We start from the raw sequence: 18037 nt of genomic DNA, 5'->3' as shown, positions 1-18037 counted from the left end.
AAAAAGGGGTTGCCTCAGCAACCTGTCCTATTTAACATATGCATCAATTGATCAACAATTAATGAACGGAATCTAAATTGAAGGAAACATCATTATTCAAAAAATGAATTAAAAAAAGATATTTGTCCCGAGTCAATAGTACACTCTTGTCCATTTTTCCTGATATGTTAAGTGAACAGTGGACAAGGAGGTGATAGAATTGGGGAAAAATGAATTTCATCATGAATGGGGATCAGGTCCTCAAGGTGTATGGCGTCCTGCAAGGAGCAATAATAGCCGTAATTCAGTTGGAGGAATCAGCACTTCAACATGCCAACAATTAGCAGATATTATCGGAGGTATGGTCATCGCATCAACGCCAGCATGCGTCGTTCAGCGCCTTCGAAATATTAATGCTACGATTTTAGGTCGCCGCACAGAATCCCCATTAGCCCTTCCATTTGCTCTTTCCTTTGAAAACAATATAAGAGGAAGAACCCTTAACCTTGGGGAAACTGTACTCCTTCAAAAAGAAGCTAATGCTCTAATGTCTGCCTTACAAAGAAGAGGTCTTATCGTAACTGCTTTCCATAACCACTGGCTTTTTGAAAAACCACGGTTAATGTATATGCATTGGGAGAACGTTGGAGATCCGTTTGAGTTTGCTAGAAATAGTTTTGAAGCTGCAAAAGAAGCAGGTTTCTTCTAAAATTTTGTTTTTTGTTTAAGAACAGGAGGTGATTTTAATGGAAAGAAGAGACATTTTTGATAATTGGTTCGGAATGGTTAATCCTGATATTGATACAAGCTCTTTCAGGAAAAATCAGATGGATGAAGAATTAGAATCCAGATCAAGAACAACTGGACATCAGTCAAACAATAGTGTTAGCAATCAGATGGATATTGAAATTGAATCTAGTTCACATTCTACGGGACATAGGTCAAGCAAACGAATGACACGTACCGATCGTGGTAATGTTAGGAATATAACTGCTTCAACATGCCAAAGATTGGCCGATATTATTGGCGGCGAGGTTGTTTCAGCAGCACCAGTGTGTACTGTAATGCGCCTTCGAGATCTAAATGCGACTATTTTAGGTCGCCGCACGCGTTCACCGCTTGCACTTCCGTTTATGTTATCCTTTGAAAATAATGGTCTAAATCTTGGTGAATCGGTGGTTCTCCAAAGGGAACTTAATCGATTTATTGCCGCATTACGGAAAAGAGGCCTTATCGTAACGGCCTTTCATAATCATTGGCTGTTTGAAAATCCACGTTTAATGTATATACATTGGGAGAATGTCGGCATGTCCGCAGAAGAGTTTGCTAGAAATAGTATATCTGCCGCAAGGGAAGCTGGATTATTCTAAAATAAAAAGCCATCTGTGATACTTAATAAAATAATCACAAATGGCTTTTTTCCATTGAATGGCAATAAGTTTTTCCACTTATTTCAACTCCCCTTTTCGCAATTGATTTAATTGTCATTCCGTAATTTACCCTAATAAAGTTAAAGAACATAGTCTACTAAAAATAGATTAAAAAATGGACAATTTTGGTGATAAGTATTGTTTTATGCAACAGGATGATATAAAGTAAACTAATAGTATACTTTATATCATTATAGTGAAAGGGTTGAGCAAATGGGGTTATCTGAACGAAAACAAAGGGAAAAGGAAATTCGAAGGACCGATATTATTGAAGCTGCTGAACGAGTGTTTTTTACAAAGGGATATTCTACATCGACCATGGACGATGTAGCGAAAGAAGCAGAGTTTAGCAAACGAACTGTGTACGTTTATTTTAAAAGCAAAGAGCAACTCTATTTTGAAATTATGATTAGAGGATGGAAATTATTAAATAACGTATTAGAAGAAGACCTCAACACATTACTGGATGGGAATTCTTTGCAACGATTAAGACAAATCGGAACAACTCTTTTTACATTTAGCCAGTTACAACCAAACTATTTTGAGGCAATTGTAGAATATGAAACGAGTGAACGAGATTTTGAAAAAGGGATCACCGATCAATCGAGAGAAGAATGCTATGCCGAAGGGGAAAAAATTTTCAGGTTTTTGATGACTACATTACAACAGGGAGTGGAGGAAGGTTCCATACGAAAAGACTTGGATCTTTTAAATACAGCAGTGATTTTATGGTCAACCACAATTGGAGTCTTTAATGTAGCGAAGAAGAAAGCTAATTATATCAAACATTATCACCATAGAAATTCCGAAGAGCTAATACCTGAAGCGTTTGAATTACTACTTACATCTATTAAAAATTAAGGATGTGATCGAGAAAAATGAAAAAGAAAGGATTAAAGATGATGACTATGTTTTTCTTAACTTTTGTCATGATCATCGTAGGTGTTTTCTCTGTTTTAATGATAAAAAGTGGCATTTTTTCGACTAAACATTATTTAGATCCATGGAAGACTACCTATTCACAACAATTTAAGGATATAAGAGTACGCCTTGCTGCCCATGGTTTACTAGCTGCGAATGGACATAATATGCAGCCATGGATTGTACGTCTGGATCAAAAAGATGCAAATGTCTTTTACCTGTATGCCGATTCAAATCGGTTAGCTCCACAAGTGGATCCTTATGCTCGTCAAACGATGGTGACACAAGGGACTTTTTTAGAATATGTGAAAGAGACAGGTGATCAATTAGGCTATCACACAGACATCGTTCTTTTTCCAAACGGCAATTATGATGAAGCGAACCTAAAAGAAAGCATGGATGCAAAACCAGTTGCAAAAATTTCTCTGACAAAAGTGGAAACAATAAAAAATGAACTTTATCCATACATATTTCTTCCAGATACAAACAGAGGAGCCTATAAGACAACGACATTAACGAAAGCCCAAGTAAATAAGCTACAAGATATCTCTGATGAAAAAGGTGTGACATTAGAAATTTTTTCAGATCAAGAGAATTTAGATAGACTTGGTCAATACGCTATGGAAGGGGCTAAAATTGAGTCTGCTGTACATCGTATTAATGAAGAATCTGCAAATATTTTTCGGGCGAATGAGTATGAAAAGAACAAGTACAGATATGGATTTTCATTGGAAGGGGAAGGAATTACAGGATTGAAGAAAAATGTGATGCAAGGAATGATCACCCTATTTCCTTCCATCAACAATGAGAAAGCATCAGCTGATTTGTTTGTGAAGTCCACACAGATTGCCGTGGAACATACACCAATCTATGCGATGATTATTACAAAAGATAATAGCCGTAGTAATCAGGTAAAAGCAGGTATGCTCTATAGTCGTCTCATATTGGAAGCACATAATATGGGCTTTGTGATGCAGCCGCCAAGTCAAGTGTTGGAAGAGTACCCAGAAATGAAGGAACCGCATACGAAAATCCATATGGAATATGCACCAAATGGAAAAGTCATTCAAATGCTAGTTCGTATGGGGAAACCAACCGAATTGGCTCAGCAAACCATGAGACGAGATGTCATGGATCTTATCAAGAACTAAGGAAGTATTGATAGTGAACATTGTTAGGTACTGTTCGCTATCCCAAGGAAATACGGTAACTCTATTACAAGCAATTAGTTCTGAGTCTATTATAAAAATTTCATCATCTTGTCAAAACAGATTCTGAAAAAGTAAGAGGTATAAGGACTTTAATGTAATTGTAATTTCAGGCTGACATATCATTAAAGGGTTAATCCTCATTAATAAAAGCTATTGAAAACAGGTCCGATAATCTCTCTACGATAACTTCCTTATTATTTATAATCTGCTCTGTATCTTCACCATACTCGTGGTCCAATAAATACACTGGTGGATTATTTCCTTCTCTAATATTTATCGCATAAGGATTACCTATACCACTCTCTACACCAATACAGAGATAACCTTTATTGAAAACAGCACATCCAGGTACTAGAGATTTATTTTCCTGAATTAATTCTTTTGGGTCCAGAAAATCGATTAATAACTCAAATTCCTCGTCTTCTACTGTACAGGGAACAACAAGTTGACTGCTACATATAGGTACTTGAGACATTAAGTTAATTAACCAGTCTGGTAGGTTTTCACCAAGTTCATCCCTGAGTAAGTTAATTTCTGTAACTGAAGCGACTCTAGCTGAAATCTTTGAGCGTCTAATCATTTCTAATGCAGACTCATTTAATTCATTTTTAACCATTTCTTCCTCCGTTATTTTGCTTATTATGCCTAATATTTCGAGATTAAAGTTAAATACTCCTTCTTCAACTAACCTGCCCCGTTTGTTCAATAAGGAATTCAACAAAAAGTGCGTTAATCCTACCTAGATTAACGCACCCTATAGTTTAAGTGAAAATCTTCACAATCTTTTGTGTAGAGCATATAAAAAAGACGCCTTCTTACTAAAGAAAAGCGCCCGATTGTTGAATAATACTATTTTGAATATTATTTATGATACAGTTCACCGTGGCATTGCTAAATGAGGTTGTAATATAGCATCACTTTTGATAATTATTATTCTATGAATTTCATTTTTTTAAACGTATGTTTTTAGAAATATGTAAATTGGAATTCGCAAAACCACTCTTACTCTATCCATTCAATCTTATCTAATTCTTCCAATAATTTTTTCCAATTATTGTCGTTATCCCATGTGATTTTTCCATCACTGCTTTTTTTTCCAAGTTCAACCTTCCATCGACGGCTGTCAATAGAGCCTTTATAGTACCTCCATTCGAGCCCATTCGTATAGATAACTCTTTTATAGGAAATTAGATGACCTTTTACCTGTTCTAAATGTTTGTCTAAATCTTGACCTACACGCTTAACTTCAATCGCTCCAAGAGTAGCTGCGTTATTGCTTTTAATTCTTTCTCGTATCACGAAGTCTGGAAATCCCGAATTTCCTATAAATGATGTTGAAAATTCAGATTTTCGTCGCGCAGAAACATCTCTTAAAGAAATCTTGTTACTTTGTTTTCTTTCTCTGATGATACAGGCGATTATTGAATACAAATCGCATTCCACACGGTTTTGAGTTTGTATCAATTCAATCTCATCAGTATACATATCAAAATCATTGGCTAATGACATATGCTACCTCACCTTCTAATATACGATTTTCTTTGTTTGCGTTTCTCATTCATTTTAACATGATAAAAATAACCATTGGAAAATTATATAAATACCTAGGGCAATTTACCTCACTTACTTAAGGTACGGTTCACCGTGAGGTATCTAAATGAGGTTCTCTTGGATCGCCCTCCCCCCTCTCACTTCCTTTAAATATGAAGTCTTGTCCTTAATTGAGTAACCAGCGATAGTAAAATAAGCGCAGATTTTTCGGTTAGATGCAGAATAGAGCTCGTTCTAGGGTTTATAAAGGGAGGTTTTCCGATTATGCAAAGTAAAATTACTCATTTTCATATTTTTCGAGTCAATAGGCGGAATTTCTCCGTCTATTTATCAGATCGGGTGCTTAACCCGTTCCCCCAATCGATAAGAGATATAAACTTTTCTTCTGTATAAAGCATATCCTTATTGGTCGACTTAATCTCCATGAAAACTCCCTCCAATGAATTTCTTAATGGAGGGATTCATCTAAGATAGTTGATTTCACCGGTGGTTAGCTCAACTTAATGGCTACGGGATCTGTCCCTACTTAGTGATGAAACCCATTATCACGTTTCGTATCATGTGGCATTGGCCCGTCCAGAGAATCCAGAAAGGCAACGGCCTGTTTGAGGTGCATCAAAAATAAATGCGCGAGATCCATGGAAAATCCATTTCGAACCACAACGCGCATAATCGTGACCGCTTCCATATCTGGAGGCAATGGATAGGCAGGTACTTGCCAGCCGAACACACGCAATTGTCGAGATAAATCATAAAGATTCCAGTTTAATGTGTAACCATCTTTCAGTCGCCAAGCGAAAACCGGAATATCCGAACCATCGGACAAAAGTTCGAACGGTTCCATCTTCTGAATCGCCTTGCTAAGAAAAAGAGCGACTTTCTGAGAAGCCCTTTGGACATCATAGTACCCACTTTTCCCCAAACGCAGGTAATTGTAATATTGCAGGAGCACTTGTGCGCCAGGACGAGAGAAATTCAGGGCAAAAGTCGGCATGTTCCCGCCCAAATAGGAGACGCGGAAGATTAGATCCTCAGGGAGATCTTCAGCTTCCCGCCAAATTATCCAACCCAACCCAGGGTAGACTAATCCATATTTATGTCCGGATACATTGATGGACTTCACCCTCGGTAATTGAAAATCCCAGACTAAATCTGGTTGAAGAAACGGTGCTATAAATCCCCCCGAAGCCGCATCCACATGCATGGGAATGTCGAGGCCCGTTCTCTCCTGTAAATCGTCCAACGCTTTCGCAATGGCGGCAACCGGTTCGTAAAGCCCGGTATAAGTCTCACCGAGAATCGGTACCACACCAATCGTATTTTCATCCACGGCAGCGAGGACCCCCTGAGGATCCAATTGGGGATGCTCTGGGCTAACCTTCACATAGCGTGGTTCAACCTCCCAATAGTTCGCGAATTTTTCCCAAACGACTTGAACAGCAGAACTAAACACAATATTGGGCCGATCCACCGGCTTCCCTTCGCTTTTGCGTGCGTTTTGCCAGCGTCTCTTTAACGCAAGCCCCCCGAGCATACATGCTTCCGACGATCCAGTTGTTGAAACGCCCATAGTCGTAAGGGGGGTGGGCGAATGCCAGAGGTTGGCTAAAATGCGGACACACCGCTCCTCAATTTCGGCTGTCTGTGGATATTCATCCTTGTCAATCATGTTCTTGTCGAATGATTTGGCATATAAGTGCTCTGCGGCAGGCTCCATCCATGTGCTAACAAATGTTGCAAGATTCAAGCGGGCATTGCCATCAAGAGCAATTTCATCATGGACGATTTGATACGCTGTTTCTGGTAACATGCCTTTATCATGCATGTGAAAGCGCGGAACGACTGATTCTCCTTCACGGGCAAACAGAGGATTTATAGAAAATTCGTGAGGCAACTCCATTTGCACGTGACGCGGTAGATATTGTGGATTATCTGGCATGATCTCTTTTCCTTCGTATGCATCGTTTTGAACTTCTGCTTTTCGATCCTGTGGCATACAAGTCCCCCTTAATTAATTGTTTAACAAACATATTATTTACAAAAAAGCATTTGTTAAACCAAGGGGACAATTCTAATAAAAGGTGCTGCCACCATTCAAATTAAAGGAGCATATTAACGTAAACCATTCAAATAACAAAACAGCACCTCTCCAGCAAATTAGAGGGTGCTGTTGTTTTTTCGTTAAAACCTCATTTACTTATGATACGGTTCACCTCAATTGAGGCTAATTTTATACCCCATAATATGGCCCGATTGCTGAACAACCCTATTGTTACTAAACAATTCTCTAATACACCTTTTGGTTCAGAAATACTTTTCCTTTAACTATAAGAATACCCCTTTAGATAACCATATCTAAAGGGGTAAAGCTTCGCAACTTTTTTATAAACATCGCGGCTTTATTTCAAAACTACAATAAAACAAAGGCACCTACTTTGCTGGGCAGCTACCAACTTATGTCCTAGTAAAAGCCAGATAACTTGCTACCAAGTCCGTCACGAAAAATCTTGCCATTCAACATGAATATTGAAAGAAATTGAAGAAAAAAAGACTCAACCCCTATAATTGGATTGAGTCTTATCATTGAAAAGCCCTCGTAAGTTTTATGCGCAAAACAATTTCAAAATTGTTAGCAACTTTTGGGTTTTCATGTCCCCCGATTTTAATAACGTTCCCGCTCTCCTCCTCCCCCTAAACCCTTCAATCCCTTCTCCCACTTTACCTCAAGCCTTTTTTCGCCCCTTTTCTAAATCCCGCAAAAGAATAATAACGTTCCCGCTTTTCTCTCGCCTTTTCCTCATTTGTGTAACGATTTTTCACTGAATCCGACATAATAATAACAGAGTAGTATTAAGGGTTGAGGATTGATTCTTCCCGCCTTCTTTCTCGCTTTTCCTCCCGCAATTCCTCCTTTTTTATCCTTTCAAATGCGTTGATATGACTGGTTTCTCCCGCTTATCTTCATGCCATTTTTCTCCTTCCTTCCCTGCCTTTTTCGGGCAAAAAAAAGACCGAAGGTCTCCTGAATTGGATCAGAAAAACTTCGGTTCTTGGAGTGTTCATTTTATTTAAGCACCGTTATTTTTAGTTAAGGAACGGTAATTTTTTCTCTACACATTTCAACGCATGAAACAATCATACATAATTGAATGACTTTGAGCGATACCTTACTTTGAAAACCGTACTCAACTTTTTTGTACGGTATTCGACTTTTTTGTACGGTACTCGACTTTTTTGTCAATCAACAAAAATATTTGAGATAAGGAGTAAACTACTCCACAGTCACCGACTTTGCAAGGTTACGCGGCTTATCAACATCGCAATCGCGGTGCAGAGCTGCGTAGTATGCAAGCAGTTGTAATGGAATGACAGAGATAAGTGGTGTTAATAATTCGTTTACTTCTGGAATGACGAAACTGTCTTCGTCCATGTTCAAACCATTCATCGAAATGATGCAAGGGTTCGCACCGCGGGCAACGACTTCTTTTACGTTTCCGCGAATGCTAAGGTTAACATTCTCCTGAGTAGCTAAAGCAATTACCGGTGTTCCTTCTTCAATTAGGGCAATGGTTCCGTGCTTTAGTTCACCGCCGGCAAAGCCTTCAGCCTGAATATAGGAAATTTCCTTCAGCTTTAAGGCACCTTCTAATCCTACATAGAAATCAATGCCACGACCAATAAAGAAGCAATTACGGGTAACCGATAAGAACTCTCTGGAGATCATCTCAATGATCTCTTTAGAATCGCATAGAACATCCACAGCATTAGCGACCAAACCAAGTTCATGAATTAAATCAAAGCCCACTTCTAATCCGCGGCTTTTTGCTGTTACTTCTGCAAAAATAGCCAATACAGCTAGCTGTGCAGTATATGCCTTTGTTGAGGCAACGGCAATCTCAGGGCCAGCATGAAGCAAAAGCGTATAATCCGCTTCACGGGATAGAGTTGAACCCGGAACATTGGTGATCGTTAATGCTGGATAGCCCATCTCCTTGACTTGAACTAAAACGGCACGGCTGTCTGCTGTTTCGCCGCTTTGTGAAATGAATACAAATAACGGCTTTTCAGAAAGCAACGGCATATTGTAGCCAAATTCACTGGAGATATGAACTTCCACTGGCACCTTCGCTAATTTTTCAATGAATTGCTTTCCGACTAATCCTGCGTGATAGGATGTACCTGCAGCAATAATATAGATCCGATCAGATTCATTTACGGCATGAATAATGTCACGGTCTATTGTTAATTGCCCCTGCTCATTTTGATACTTTTGAATAATTTTACGCAATACAGAAGGCTGCTCGTCAATTTCCTTTAACATATAATGCGGATACGTTCCTTTTTCGATATCACTGGCATCAAGTTCTGCTTTATATGGGGCACGAGAAATAACTTCGCCATTTTGATTTTGGATGACGACTCCTTTTTTCGCAACAATGACAATCTCTTTGTCCATTAATTCCACATATTGATCGGTAACCTGTAGCATTGCCATCGCATCAGACGCGACAACGTTAAAATCAGCACCTAAACCAACCAATAGCGGGCTTTTATTTTTCGCTACATAAATGGTTTCCCCATCCTGTTCGTCTAAAAGGGCAAGGGCATATGAACCATGTAAAAGGGATAATGTTTTTCGGAAAGCCTCCAAAACCTTTTGGCCTTCGTTAACGAATTTTTCAACAAGCTGAACAATAACTTCAGTATCTGTTTCGCTTTTAAAAGAAACGTCAGAGAGGTACTCACGTTTTAACAAATCATAGTTTTCAATGACGCCGTTATGAACAAGCGTAAAGCGGCCTGAGGCACTTTGATGAGGGTGTGAATTCACTTGGCTTGGCACCCCATGAGTGGCCCAGCGGGTATGACCGATTCCTACGCTAGCAACAATGTTTTCGTCCACAATGCTGCGTAAATCAGCAATACGTCCTTTTTCTTTAAAAACATGAATACCTTGTTCATTTTTCAAAGCAATACCTGCTGAATCATATCCTCTATATTCAAGCTTTTCTAAGCCTTTTAACAAAATTTCCTTAGAATCATTATTTCCAATATATCCAACAATTCCGCACATTTATTCCGTTTCCTCCCTGTTTAAAGGGGGCAAGGAAGCTTGGAGGCGTACTTGCCCCCTTATCTCTATTTTTTATAGGTATCTGTCTATACCTTACATGTTAGTATCGCATTTTCCCCTCTTTGTGCACAAAGTTGCCTTTGTGTTTTAAAGTGGAAATCAACGGTTGTGCGATCAACCGGGAGGTATCCGCCGAACATTTCGATAACCCTCCTCCTCGTCAACTAACCAAACTCTCTTTTAGTTAGTTCTGGCGCTTTTAAAAAGTTCTGTTTCTTACTATCCTCCTTTTCATTAGATGTGAGTGCTTCGTTTTGTTTAAAACAAAGCAAGTTAATACTACCTGATTTACAAAGGTCCGTCAACCATTAAAATGGAAATAGAGGTAGTTTCAACAGGAAATGACTGGGTGTAGTTTACTCCCAAAAAGGCAAATTAAATACCTTTCCTAATAAAATATGCATAAGAGAAGCATTATGTTCCCTTATGCATAGCTTTATTCTCTATTCTTGTAATCCCATTTCTTCTTTTACAACAGCGACAATACGGCTAACATAACTCTCACAAAGCTCTTCTGTTGCTGCTTCGGCCATAACACGGACAAGTGGTTCTGTGCCTGAAGGGCGAACAAGAATCCGTCCATTTCCGTTCATTTCTGATTCCACTTGCTCAATGATTTCTTTAACCTTCACATTGTCTGTCACATGATGCTTATCCGTCACTCTTACATTCACGAGCTTTTGCGGATACTTTTTCATTTCTCCTGCCAGTTCGGATAATGGCTTTTGCGTTGCCTTCATGATGTTGACTAATTGTAGTCCTGTTAACAACCCATCACCGGTTGTGTTGTAATCCAAGAAAATAATGTGCCCGGATTGCTCACCACCGAGGTTATATCCATTATTCTTCATTTCCTCTACAACATATCGATCCCCAACTGCTGTTGGATCACTGGTAATACCATGGCTCTCCAACGCTTTATAAAATCCGAGATTACTCATTACTGTTGAGACAACTGTATTATGTTTTAAGCGGCCATGCTCCTTCATATACTTTCCACAAATATAGAGGATTTGGTCCCCATCCACTATGTTCCCTTGTTCATCTATAGCGATTAAACGATCTCCATCACCATCAAAGGCTAACCCTACATCAGCGCCTTTTTCTTTTACTAAAGCAGCCAATGCTTCTGGATGTGTTGACCCTACTCCTGCATTAATGTTTAACCCATTTGGTGATGCCCCCATGGTAGATAAATCAGCATCCAAATCAGCAAATAAATGGCTTGCTAAGGAAGAAGTAGCACCATGTGCACAGTCTAGCGCAATATGGATTCCAGAAAAATCTTCATCAACAGTGTTCTTCAAATATTGCAGGTATTTTTGGCCGCCTTCAAAATAATCCATTACTTGACCAAGATCAGCTCCAACTGGTCTAGGTAATTGGTCATCAGGTAAATCCATTAACTCTTCTATCTCTAATTCCTGTTCATCTGATAGCTTGAAGCCATCAGGTCCAAAAAATTTAATCCCATTATCGGCAACCGGGTTATGGGAGGCAGAAATCATAACGCCAGCCTGGGCTCCCAAGGCCTTTGTCAAATACGATACGCCCGGTGTGGAAATAACACCCAAACGCATGACTTCAGCACCAATCGATAACAGACCCGCTACAAGAGCTCCTTCAAGCATATGTCCTGATATACGTGTGTCACGTCCAATTAAAACCTTTGGACGTGGTTTATTCTTTGTTAACACATATCCGCCAAAACGGCCTAGTTTAAAGGCAAGTTCAGGTGTTAATTCGCTGTTTGCGACTCCGCGAACACCATCAGTACCAAAATATTTACCCATTTCAAAATCCGCTCCTTCAACCATGTATATTGCTACATTTTATGCATTATTTATAATTGTAACTTTTGCTGTGCTTTGATCAGCCTTCCATTTCACATTGGGGGGACCTTCCACTTGAATATTTACATTATGACTGCCTTCAGTAAGATTGGATAAGTCGATAAAAACATTAAAGTCGCCTGGACCCACATCATCAACAGATCCGCTAGGTCCATTTATCGATAAATTGACTGTCGCATTAGATGGGTCATTGATTTCTGCTTTATATTGATCAGCTAAGCCTGTAATTTTTATAGGTATTCCTGAAACTGTTTTCTCACCCTGTTGATTTACCACTACGGTTGCTTTTACCATTTGCGGGCTGACCTTTGTGATTCCATTTGGAATAATGACTGGTAAATTCAGTGTGGTGCTATCTGAAATTTTGCTGACATCCACTTCAACCCTAACACTTTCTGTATTTTTTAAAACGTCCTCACTTCCAGTTATCACCGCTTCTTTTGTATCTAGGGTGATCGAATCAATTGTGATTCCGGATGGGGGAGTTCCCTTTTTCACTAGATCGATTGGGACCGTTTTACTGTTGGATTTTACTGGTATAGTTACTTTGACTGTACCAGGTTCCACCACTACGTCTAATTTATTTAAATTTTTGTCTAAAACCTGTACAGTAGCCTCTGTGGTCGTTGTTTCTTTCAATTTGTTTTTGCCGTCAACAACTGCTTTTACATAAGCGATTCGATCCATCAGGTTTTTTGCCCCGGTAATTTTCACCCTTTTCGGTTCGATGGAAGGTGTCCCGGCAATATAACCTTCGTCCACGAGATTGGAGTTAAATTCTGCAGACACTTTATATTCTTTGGATATTTTCTCCTGAACAGATACATTCACAGATGACGGTTTAATCGTCGCACTTAATTTATCAGACAAATTCCTAACTTTTATCTTTATCTTTTGTTTCCCGATTTTTGCTTTAGTCAAATCCACATAAACCTCAAAATTCCTTAAAGCTCTTGCCGATTGTACATGAGTAATCGGACCTTTTATGGTGACATTTACAGTATTTGGTATCCCTGAAACCACCAAGTTTTTCGTATCATAGTACACCTTCACCGGCATATTCTTGATCGTAGCAGATGTTTCTTCACTCGGTACGTTTACATCGGTAAACTTACTCCCTGCATGAGGCACAGAGGAGTATAGGAGAACAGCCAATACTAATGCCAGTATTTTTATAAACCATGGATTATCCATTAACTTATCCATTGTTTTTCCCCCTCCAGTTCCAACGAGCTGAAGAAGCCTGTTTTGTTTTTATTACATCTAATAATTCCCTTGCAAGAATTTCCTTAAATTCTTCGGCTCCTAAATCACGATGGAGCTCACCATTTTTAGTTAACGAAATGCTGCCTGTCTCCTCTGAGACGACAACAGTCACACTATCTGTTACCTCACTAATACCTAAGGCAGCCCGATGTCGTGTTCCTAATTCCTTGGAGATAAACGGGCTTTCTGATAACGGGAGATAACAGGCCGCAGCCGCAACACTATTCTTTTGAATGACCACCGCCCCGTCATGCAACGGTGTATTCGGGATAAAAATATTGATCAATAATTCAGATGAAATTTTTGAATATAATGGAATTCCCGTTTCTATGTAGTCACTCATCCCTGTCTCACGCTCAATTGAAATGAGCGCACCAATTCGACGTTTGGCCATGTACTCCGTCGCTTTGATAATTGCTTCGACGGTCTTTTCCTGTCCATCATCGTCAGGATTCGTACTCCTTGAAAAAAACTTCCCTCTCCCCAGCTGCTCAAGAGCTCTCCTTAATTCAGGCTGAAAGATAATAATAATCGCCAAAAATCCATAAGTGATGACCTGCTGCATCATCCAGCTTAAGGTGGTCAATCCAAAAAAATCACTCGCTACCCGTACAATCAAAATAACAAGGATCCCTTTTAATAATTGAACTGCCTTTGTTCCTTTTATCACATTTATTAATTTATAAATAACATACCATACAAGAAGTATATCAACAGCGCTCGATATATATTTCCAAAAGGCCCAATCGGTAAACGGCATAGTTTTTCCTCCGTAACTATTCCTTTAAAAACAAATGTAAAAACATAACCAATACATTATATCACAAATCCAGCTTGTTTTTATTATATGTTGCAGATGAAAAAAACAAATCACTCATCATGAGCGATTTGCTTTTAATCGAAAATATTTAGTGCATTTTTCATATGATACCAAATCCAGTCAAAAACTTCATTTACTTCCTCAATATCTCCTGTTACATGTCCGGCGGAAGCTAGGTATTTTTCACCATGGATCACGGTAGCATCTCCTTGGATTTCCCCTTCAATTTTCAGGGTTCCATTGCGCACCACTACATTGCCTTTGACCACTTCACCTTTAGGAACAATGACCGTATTGTTTTGAACAATCAAGTTCTTTTGCTTCGTAACCGAAAACTCCTGATCTTGACTCCATGTCGAATAAATACCGCTAGCCATTAATAAGATAAATAATGAGGCCGCTGCAAGAAATGGGTGGTTTTTTAACCAACGCTGCATCCAAACCTGTTTCTTTTCTTTCGGCAGACGAGCTAGTACATTTACCGTGAAATCCGGAGGAGCTTGCATACGGGACATACCTTTTACAAAAGCGATTGATTTCTTTAATTCATTAAAAATGCTTTCACACTCTTTACAGTTTTGGAGATGCTCTCTTAATACTTGCTCCTTATCTGGCTCGATCTCTTCGTCCAAATAATCATGCATCAGTTCAATGATTTGTTCCGGACACATCTAATTTCACCTCTATCACACGTATCGTAATTGTTTTCTTAAGGCTTCTCTTCCCCGGTGAATTCTGGTTTTCACTGTTCCTACTGGAAGATCGAGTATTTCACTAATTTCGTTTAAGGACATGTCCTCAATATACTTTAATACGATAGCTGATCGATATTTTTCAGGTAATTTTAAAATCTCCTTTTGAACTGTTTCCTGGAGTTCGAGACTTTCCAGCTCCTTTTCCGGCAGCGGCGTGTCTGAAGGTATTTGCGAATACATCGTTAATCCTTCCGTCCCAGCTACTTCAGCATCCAAATAATGATCGGGCTTTTTTTTGCGAATTCGATCGATGCACAAATTCGTAGCAATTCGAAAAAGCCAAGTGGAGAATTTTAAATCCTGATTAAATGTATTTATATTAACATACGCCCGGATAAACGCTTCCTGTGCCATATCCTCAGCTTCATGCCGATTTCCAAGCATCCTGTAACACAGCTGATAGACACTATTTTTATAAATCTCCACGATTTCTCCAAATGCGTCCTGATCACCTTTTATGACTTGTTTTATTCTCTTTTTAACAATTGCATCCATGAAATTATCTCAGCTCCAATGCTGGCTATACGATAATACGAACCGTTAGCAAAAAAGTTTCAAATATGGCGAAAAAAATTCTCAATACCAATCATTTTATCAAAAAAATAGTAAAAATTGCTAAAAGTTTTTTACATTTGTATGCCAAATAAAAAGAATGCAGCTGCATTTATTATACAGCTGCACCTTCGATATTATAGAAGTTTTTCTCCAAACAAAGAGCCCATTAACCCAACTGCAATAGAGGCAGTTTTATTTTTTTCATCGAGTATTGGATTAACCTCCACAAATTCTGCAGAAGTGACCAGTTTAGCTTCTTCTAGCATTTCCATTGCCAAATGGCTCTCACGGTAGCTGATTCCTCCCATAACTGGTGTTCCTACTCCAGGGCATTCGCTTGGGTCTAGCCCATCCAAATCAAGCGATAAATGAACCCCATCTGTTCTTTCTTTCAGATAATTGATCGTTTCTTCCATAACCTTTGTCATGCCCATCCGATCAATTTCATGCATGGTATAAACTTTAATACCTTTTTCCCTGATTAAGATTCTTTCCCCTTCATCAAGAGATCTCGCTCCGATGATGACCACATTTTCAGGCTTAATCTTTGGCGAGTAACCTCCGATGTCCGTTAATAATGGATGTCCTAAACCAATGCAGACCGCAAGCGGCATTCCATGAATATTTCCTGATGGGCTTGTTTCAGCTGTATTTAAATCACCATGGGCATCATACCAGATGACCCCTAGATTCTTGTAATGTTTCGCTACACCAGCCAATGTTCCAATCGCAATACTATGGTCTCCCCCTAATACAAGCGGAAAAGCTCCTGACTGTATCGCTTCGTCTACTTTTTCAGCTAAAAGAGTATTTTTCTCAGCAACTAAATCCAAATTCCTTAAATTAGACTCCTTATCGACGGCTACCTCTGGGCGACCAATCGGGATGTCCCCTAGATCGTGGACCTCATCAAATAATGGCTTTAACCTTTCATTGATCCCAGCATAACGGATGGCACTTGGTCCCATATCGACCCCTCTTCGCATTTGACCAAGGTCCATTGGCATTCCAATAATTGAAAGTTTTTTATTCATCAAAAATTCCTCCTAGAGCCCTTAATATCTATATTTTAACCGCTTTCAACCAAATGACTCAACTCGACAAAATTTTGTATATATATGCGGGAATATTTAGACAAATGGGGGGACTTATCTATAAATTTTGTGGGAATCTTCTCTAATTTGCAGGGAAAACATTCAAATTTGATAGCCTCTCAATATTCATTAAATAAACATGAAAAACTCGCCGACGGGCAGGCCTATTAAGCGAATACTGAGGCGTAGTTGCATTTATGCTAGAAAGGAACGTTTTTACTTTCCTTTTAAACAAAAAAGCCTTAAGCTTTTTTTACAGCTTAAGGCAGTATTTTTATATATTGTAGTGGAGCGGAAGACGGATTCGAACCCGCACCTTGGCAAGGTGGAGTTCCACCACTGAACTACTACCGCAGAAATAATAGGAAAAACCCTAGGATCAATCCATCCTAGGGTTTTTATTTTCGCATGAGCCATGAAGGACTCGAACCTTCGACCCTCTGATTAAAAGTCAGATGCTCTACCAACTGAGCTAATGGCTCTAATGGCTGGGCTAGCTGGATTTGAACCAACGCATGTCGCAGTCAAAGTGCGATGCCTTACCGCTTGGCTATAGCCCAATAGCTGAACATTAATAGCATGTCCAATTATGATGAAAAATATAAATGGTGGAGGGGGACGGATTCGAACCGCCGAACCCGGAGGGAGCGGATTTACAGTCCGCCGCGTTTAGCCACTTCGCTACCCCTCCACATTCAAAAAAAGAATGGTGCCGGCGAGAGGACTTGAACCCCCAACCTACTGATTACAAGTCAGTTGCTCTACCAATTGAGCTACCCCGGCATAATATGGTGGAGGATGACGGGATCGAACCGCCGACCCTCTGCTTGTAAGGCAGATGCTCTCCCAGCTGAGCTAATCCTCCGAAATGGTGACCCCTACGGGATTCGAACCCGTGTTACCGCCGTGAAAGGGCGGTGTCTTAACCGCTTGACCAAGGGGCCGTTTTATAAATATAGGTAAGCTTCCAAGCGGGCTCGAACCGCTGACCTCTTCCTTACCATGGAAGTGCTCTACCTACTGAGCTATGGAAGCATAGCTTATAATACATAGAAAAGTAAAATGGCTCCGCAGGTAGGACTCGAACCTACGACCGATCGGTTAACAGCCGATAGCTCTACCACTGAGCTACTGCGGAATAATTAAATTATATATACCGGCCTGGCAGCGTCCTACTCTCACAGGGGCAATGCCCCAACTACCATCGGCGCTGAGAAGCTTAACTTCCGTGTTCGGTATGGGAACGGGTGTGACCTTCTCGCCATAATTACCAGACCAGTTAATTGACACTATTTTATTATAATGTCTTTTTTAAATTTTTCAAGAGGAAATTTTAAAAATTTCATTCTCTCAAAACTAGATAATGTAGAAGAAACTTGGTAAAAACAAGATCGCATTGACTTGGTTAAGTCCTCGATCGATTAGTATCAGTCAGCTCCACGTGTCACCACGCTTCCACCTCTGACCT

14 protein-coding genes, 8 tRNA genes and 1 rRNA gene are annotated in these 18037 nt (G+C 39.6%); 4 read left to right on the top strand and 19 right to left on the bottom strand.

Going from position 1 to position 18037, the window contains the following annotated elements; genetic code table 11:
- Positions 1 to 199: 199 nt before the first annotated feature.
- From ACI3K6_RS20970 to ACI3K6_RS20955, 4 genes are all read left to right on the top strand, one after another.
- Complete coding sequence (locus ACI3K6_RS20970; protein ID WP_435556366.1) at positions 200 to 688, top strand: DUF1259 domain-containing protein; 489 nt, start codon at positions 200 to 202, stop codon at positions 686 to 688.
- 37 nt (positions 689 to 725) lie between these two features.
- The gene (locus ACI3K6_RS20965; RefSeq protein ID WP_435556365.1) at positions 726 to 1349 is read left to right on the top strand and encodes a DUF1259 domain-containing protein; all 624 of its coding nucleotides are present in this window, start codon (positions 726 to 728) and stop codon (positions 1347 to 1349) included.
- Between the two features lie 273 nt (positions 1350 to 1622).
- Positions 1623 to 2270 carry a TetR/AcrR family transcriptional regulator gene (locus ACI3K6_RS20960; RefSeq protein ID WP_435556364.1) on the top strand — a complete coding sequence of 216 codons (648 nt, stop codon included), beginning with the start codon at positions 1623 to 1625 and terminating at the stop codon, positions 2268 to 2270.
- A 17-nt stretch (positions 2271 to 2287) separates the two neighbouring features.
- The gene (locus tag ACI3K6_RS20955; RefSeq protein WP_435556363.1) at positions 2288 to 3481 is read left to right on the top strand and encodes an Acg family FMN-binding oxidoreductase; all 1194 of its coding nucleotides are present in this window, start codon (positions 2288 to 2290) and stop codon (positions 3479 to 3481) included.
- Positions 3482 to 3671: 190 nt separating this feature from the next.
- Here the strand turns inward: ACI3K6_RS20955 and ACI3K6_RS20950 are convergent, their stop codons facing one another.
- From ACI3K6_RS20950 to rrf, 19 genes are all read right to left on the bottom strand, one after another.
- Positions 3672 to 4157, bottom strand: coding sequence for an SMI1/KNR4 family protein (locus ACI3K6_RS20950; protein ID WP_435556362.1), 486 nt, complete (start codon positions 4155 to 4157; stop codon positions 3672 to 3674).
- Between the two features lie 386 nt (positions 4158 to 4543).
- Positions 4544 to 5050, bottom strand: coding sequence for a hypothetical protein (locus ACI3K6_RS20945; protein ID WP_435556361.1), 507 nt, complete (start codon positions 5048 to 5050; stop codon positions 4544 to 4546).
- 568 nt (positions 5051 to 5618) lie between these two features.
- Entirely contained in the window at positions 5619 to 7088 is a 1470-nt protein-coding gene (locus ACI3K6_RS20940) for a glutamate decarboxylase (protein ID WP_435556360.1), read from the bottom strand.
- Positions 7089 to 8363: 1275 nt separating this feature from the next.
- Positions 8364 to 10166, bottom strand: coding sequence for a glutamine--fructose-6-phosphate transaminase (isomerizing) (gene glmS / locus ACI3K6_RS20935; protein ID WP_435556359.1), 1803 nt, complete (start codon positions 10164 to 10166; stop codon positions 8364 to 8366).
- 503 nt (positions 10167 to 10669) lie between these two features.
- Positions 10670 to 12019 (bottom strand): phosphoglucosamine mutase, encoded by a 1350-nt coding sequence (gene glmM / locus ACI3K6_RS20930; protein ID WP_435556358.1) that lies wholly within the window; start codon positions 12017 to 12019, stop codon positions 10670 to 10672.
- Between the two features lie 39 nt (positions 12020 to 12058).
- A complete protein-coding gene (locus ACI3K6_RS20925; RefSeq protein WP_435556357.1) occupies positions 12059 to 13285 on the bottom strand; it encodes a CdaR family protein in 1227 nt (408 codons plus the stop codon).
- A complete protein-coding gene (cdaA, locus tag ACI3K6_RS20920; protein ID WP_335477630.1) occupies positions 13278 to 14105 on the bottom strand; it encodes a diadenylate cyclase CdaA in 828 nt (275 codons plus the stop codon). The genes ACI3K6_RS20925 and cdaA overlap by 8 nt, the downstream gene beginning before the upstream one ends.
- A gap of 134 nt (positions 14106 to 14239) precedes the next feature.
- The gene (locus ACI3K6_RS20915; protein WP_435556356.1) at positions 14240 to 14836 is read right to left on the bottom strand and encodes an anti-sigma factor family protein; all 597 of its coding nucleotides are present in this window, start codon (positions 14834 to 14836) and stop codon (positions 14240 to 14242) included.
- Positions 14837 to 14851: 15 nt separating this feature from the next.
- Positions 14852 to 15415: an RNA polymerase sigma factor SigW gene (gene sigW / locus ACI3K6_RS20910; protein ID WP_335477626.1), complete on the bottom strand. Its 564-nt coding sequence runs from the start codon at positions 15413 to 15415 to the stop codon at positions 14852 to 14854.
- A gap of 194 nt (positions 15416 to 15609) precedes the next feature.
- Positions 15610 to 16509: an arginase gene (gene rocF, locus ACI3K6_RS20905; protein ID WP_435556355.1), complete on the bottom strand. Its 900-nt coding sequence runs from the start codon at positions 16507 to 16509 to the stop codon at positions 15610 to 15612.
- 469 nt (positions 16510 to 16978) lie between these two features.
- Positions 16979 to 17051 (bottom strand) — tRNA-Lys (locus ACI3K6_RS20900).
- A 3-nt stretch (positions 17052 to 17054) separates the two neighbouring features.
- Positions 17055 to 17129: transfer RNA gene (locus ACI3K6_RS20895), tRNA-Gln, on the bottom strand.
- 46 nt (positions 17130 to 17175) lie between these two features.
- A tRNA-Tyr gene (locus ACI3K6_RS20890) sits at positions 17176 to 17260 on the bottom strand.
- Positions 17261 to 17276: 16 nt separating this feature from the next.
- Positions 17277 to 17352: transfer RNA gene (locus tag ACI3K6_RS20885), tRNA-Thr, on the bottom strand.
- 6 nt (positions 17353 to 17358) lie between these two features.
- A tRNA-Val gene (locus ACI3K6_RS20880) sits at positions 17359 to 17434 on the bottom strand.
- Between the two features lie 4 nt (positions 17435 to 17438).
- Positions 17439 to 17513, bottom strand: a tRNA-Glu gene (locus ACI3K6_RS20875).
- 18 nt (positions 17514 to 17531) lie between these two features.
- Positions 17532 to 17604: transfer RNA gene (locus tag ACI3K6_RS20870), tRNA-Thr, on the bottom strand.
- A 28-nt stretch (positions 17605 to 17632) separates the two neighbouring features.
- A tRNA-Asn gene (locus ACI3K6_RS20865) sits at positions 17633 to 17707 on the bottom strand.
- Positions 17708 to 17728: 21 nt separating this feature from the next.
- Positions 17729 to 17844, bottom strand: a 5S ribosomal RNA gene (rrf, locus tag ACI3K6_RS20860).
- Positions 17845 to 18037: the final 193 nt, after the last annotated feature.

The organism is Neobacillus solisequens, assembly GCF_051233465.1.
In the GTDB taxonomy this organism is placed as follows: domain Bacteria; phylum Bacillota; class Bacilli; order Bacillales; family Cytobacillaceae; genus Neobacillus.
Note: the sequence above shows the minus strand (reverse complement) of the source record. Positions and strands in the feature narration are given on the sequence as shown.

Coding starts and splice junctions, on each gene's coding strand:
- ACI3K6_RS20965 (WP_435556365.1), top strand. CDS start 726: ATGGAAAGAAGAGACATTTTTGATAATTGGTTCGGAATGGTTAATCCT.
- ACI3K6_RS20960 (WP_435556364.1), top strand. CDS start 1,623: ATGGGGTTATCTGAACGAAAACAAAGGGAAAAGGAAATTCGAAGGACC.
- ACI3K6_RS20955 (WP_435556363.1), top strand. CDS start 2,288: ATGAAAAAGAAAGGATTAAAGATGATGACTATGTTTTTCTTAACTTTT.
- ACI3K6_RS20950 (WP_435556362.1), bottom strand. CDS start 4,157: ATGGTTAAAAATGAATTAAATGAGTCTGCATTAGAAATGATTAGACGC.
- ACI3K6_RS20945 (WP_435556361.1), bottom strand. CDS start 5,050: ATGTCATTAGCCAATGATTTTGATATGTATACTGATGAGATTGAATTG.
- ACI3K6_RS20940 (WP_435556360.1), bottom strand. CDS start 7,088: ATGCCACAGGATCGAAAAGCAGAAGTTCAAAACGATGCATACGAAGGA.
- glmS (WP_435556359.1), bottom strand. CDS start 10,166: ATGTGCGGAATTGTTGGATATATTGGAAATAATGATTCTAAGGAAATT.
- glmM (WP_435556358.1), bottom strand. CDS start 12,019: ATGGGTAAATATTTTGGTACTGATGGTGTTCGCGGAGTCGCAAACAGC.
- ACI3K6_RS20925 (WP_435556357.1), bottom strand. CDS start 13,285: ATGGATAAGTTAATGGATAATCCATGGTTTATAAAAATACTGGCATTA.
- cdaA (WP_335477630.1), bottom strand. CDS start 14,105: ATGCCGTTTACCGATTGGGCCTTTTGGAAATATATATCGAGCGCTGTT.
- ACI3K6_RS20915 (WP_435556356.1), bottom strand. CDS start 14,836: ATGTGTCCGGAACAAATCATTGAACTGATGCATGATTATTTGGACGAA.
- sigW (WP_335477626.1), bottom strand. CDS start 15,415: ATGGATGCAATTGTTAAAAAGAGAATAAAACAAGTCATAAAAGGTGAT.
- rocF (WP_435556355.1), bottom strand. CDS start 16,509: ATGAATAAAAAACTTTCAATTATTGGAATGCCAATGGACCTTGGTCAA.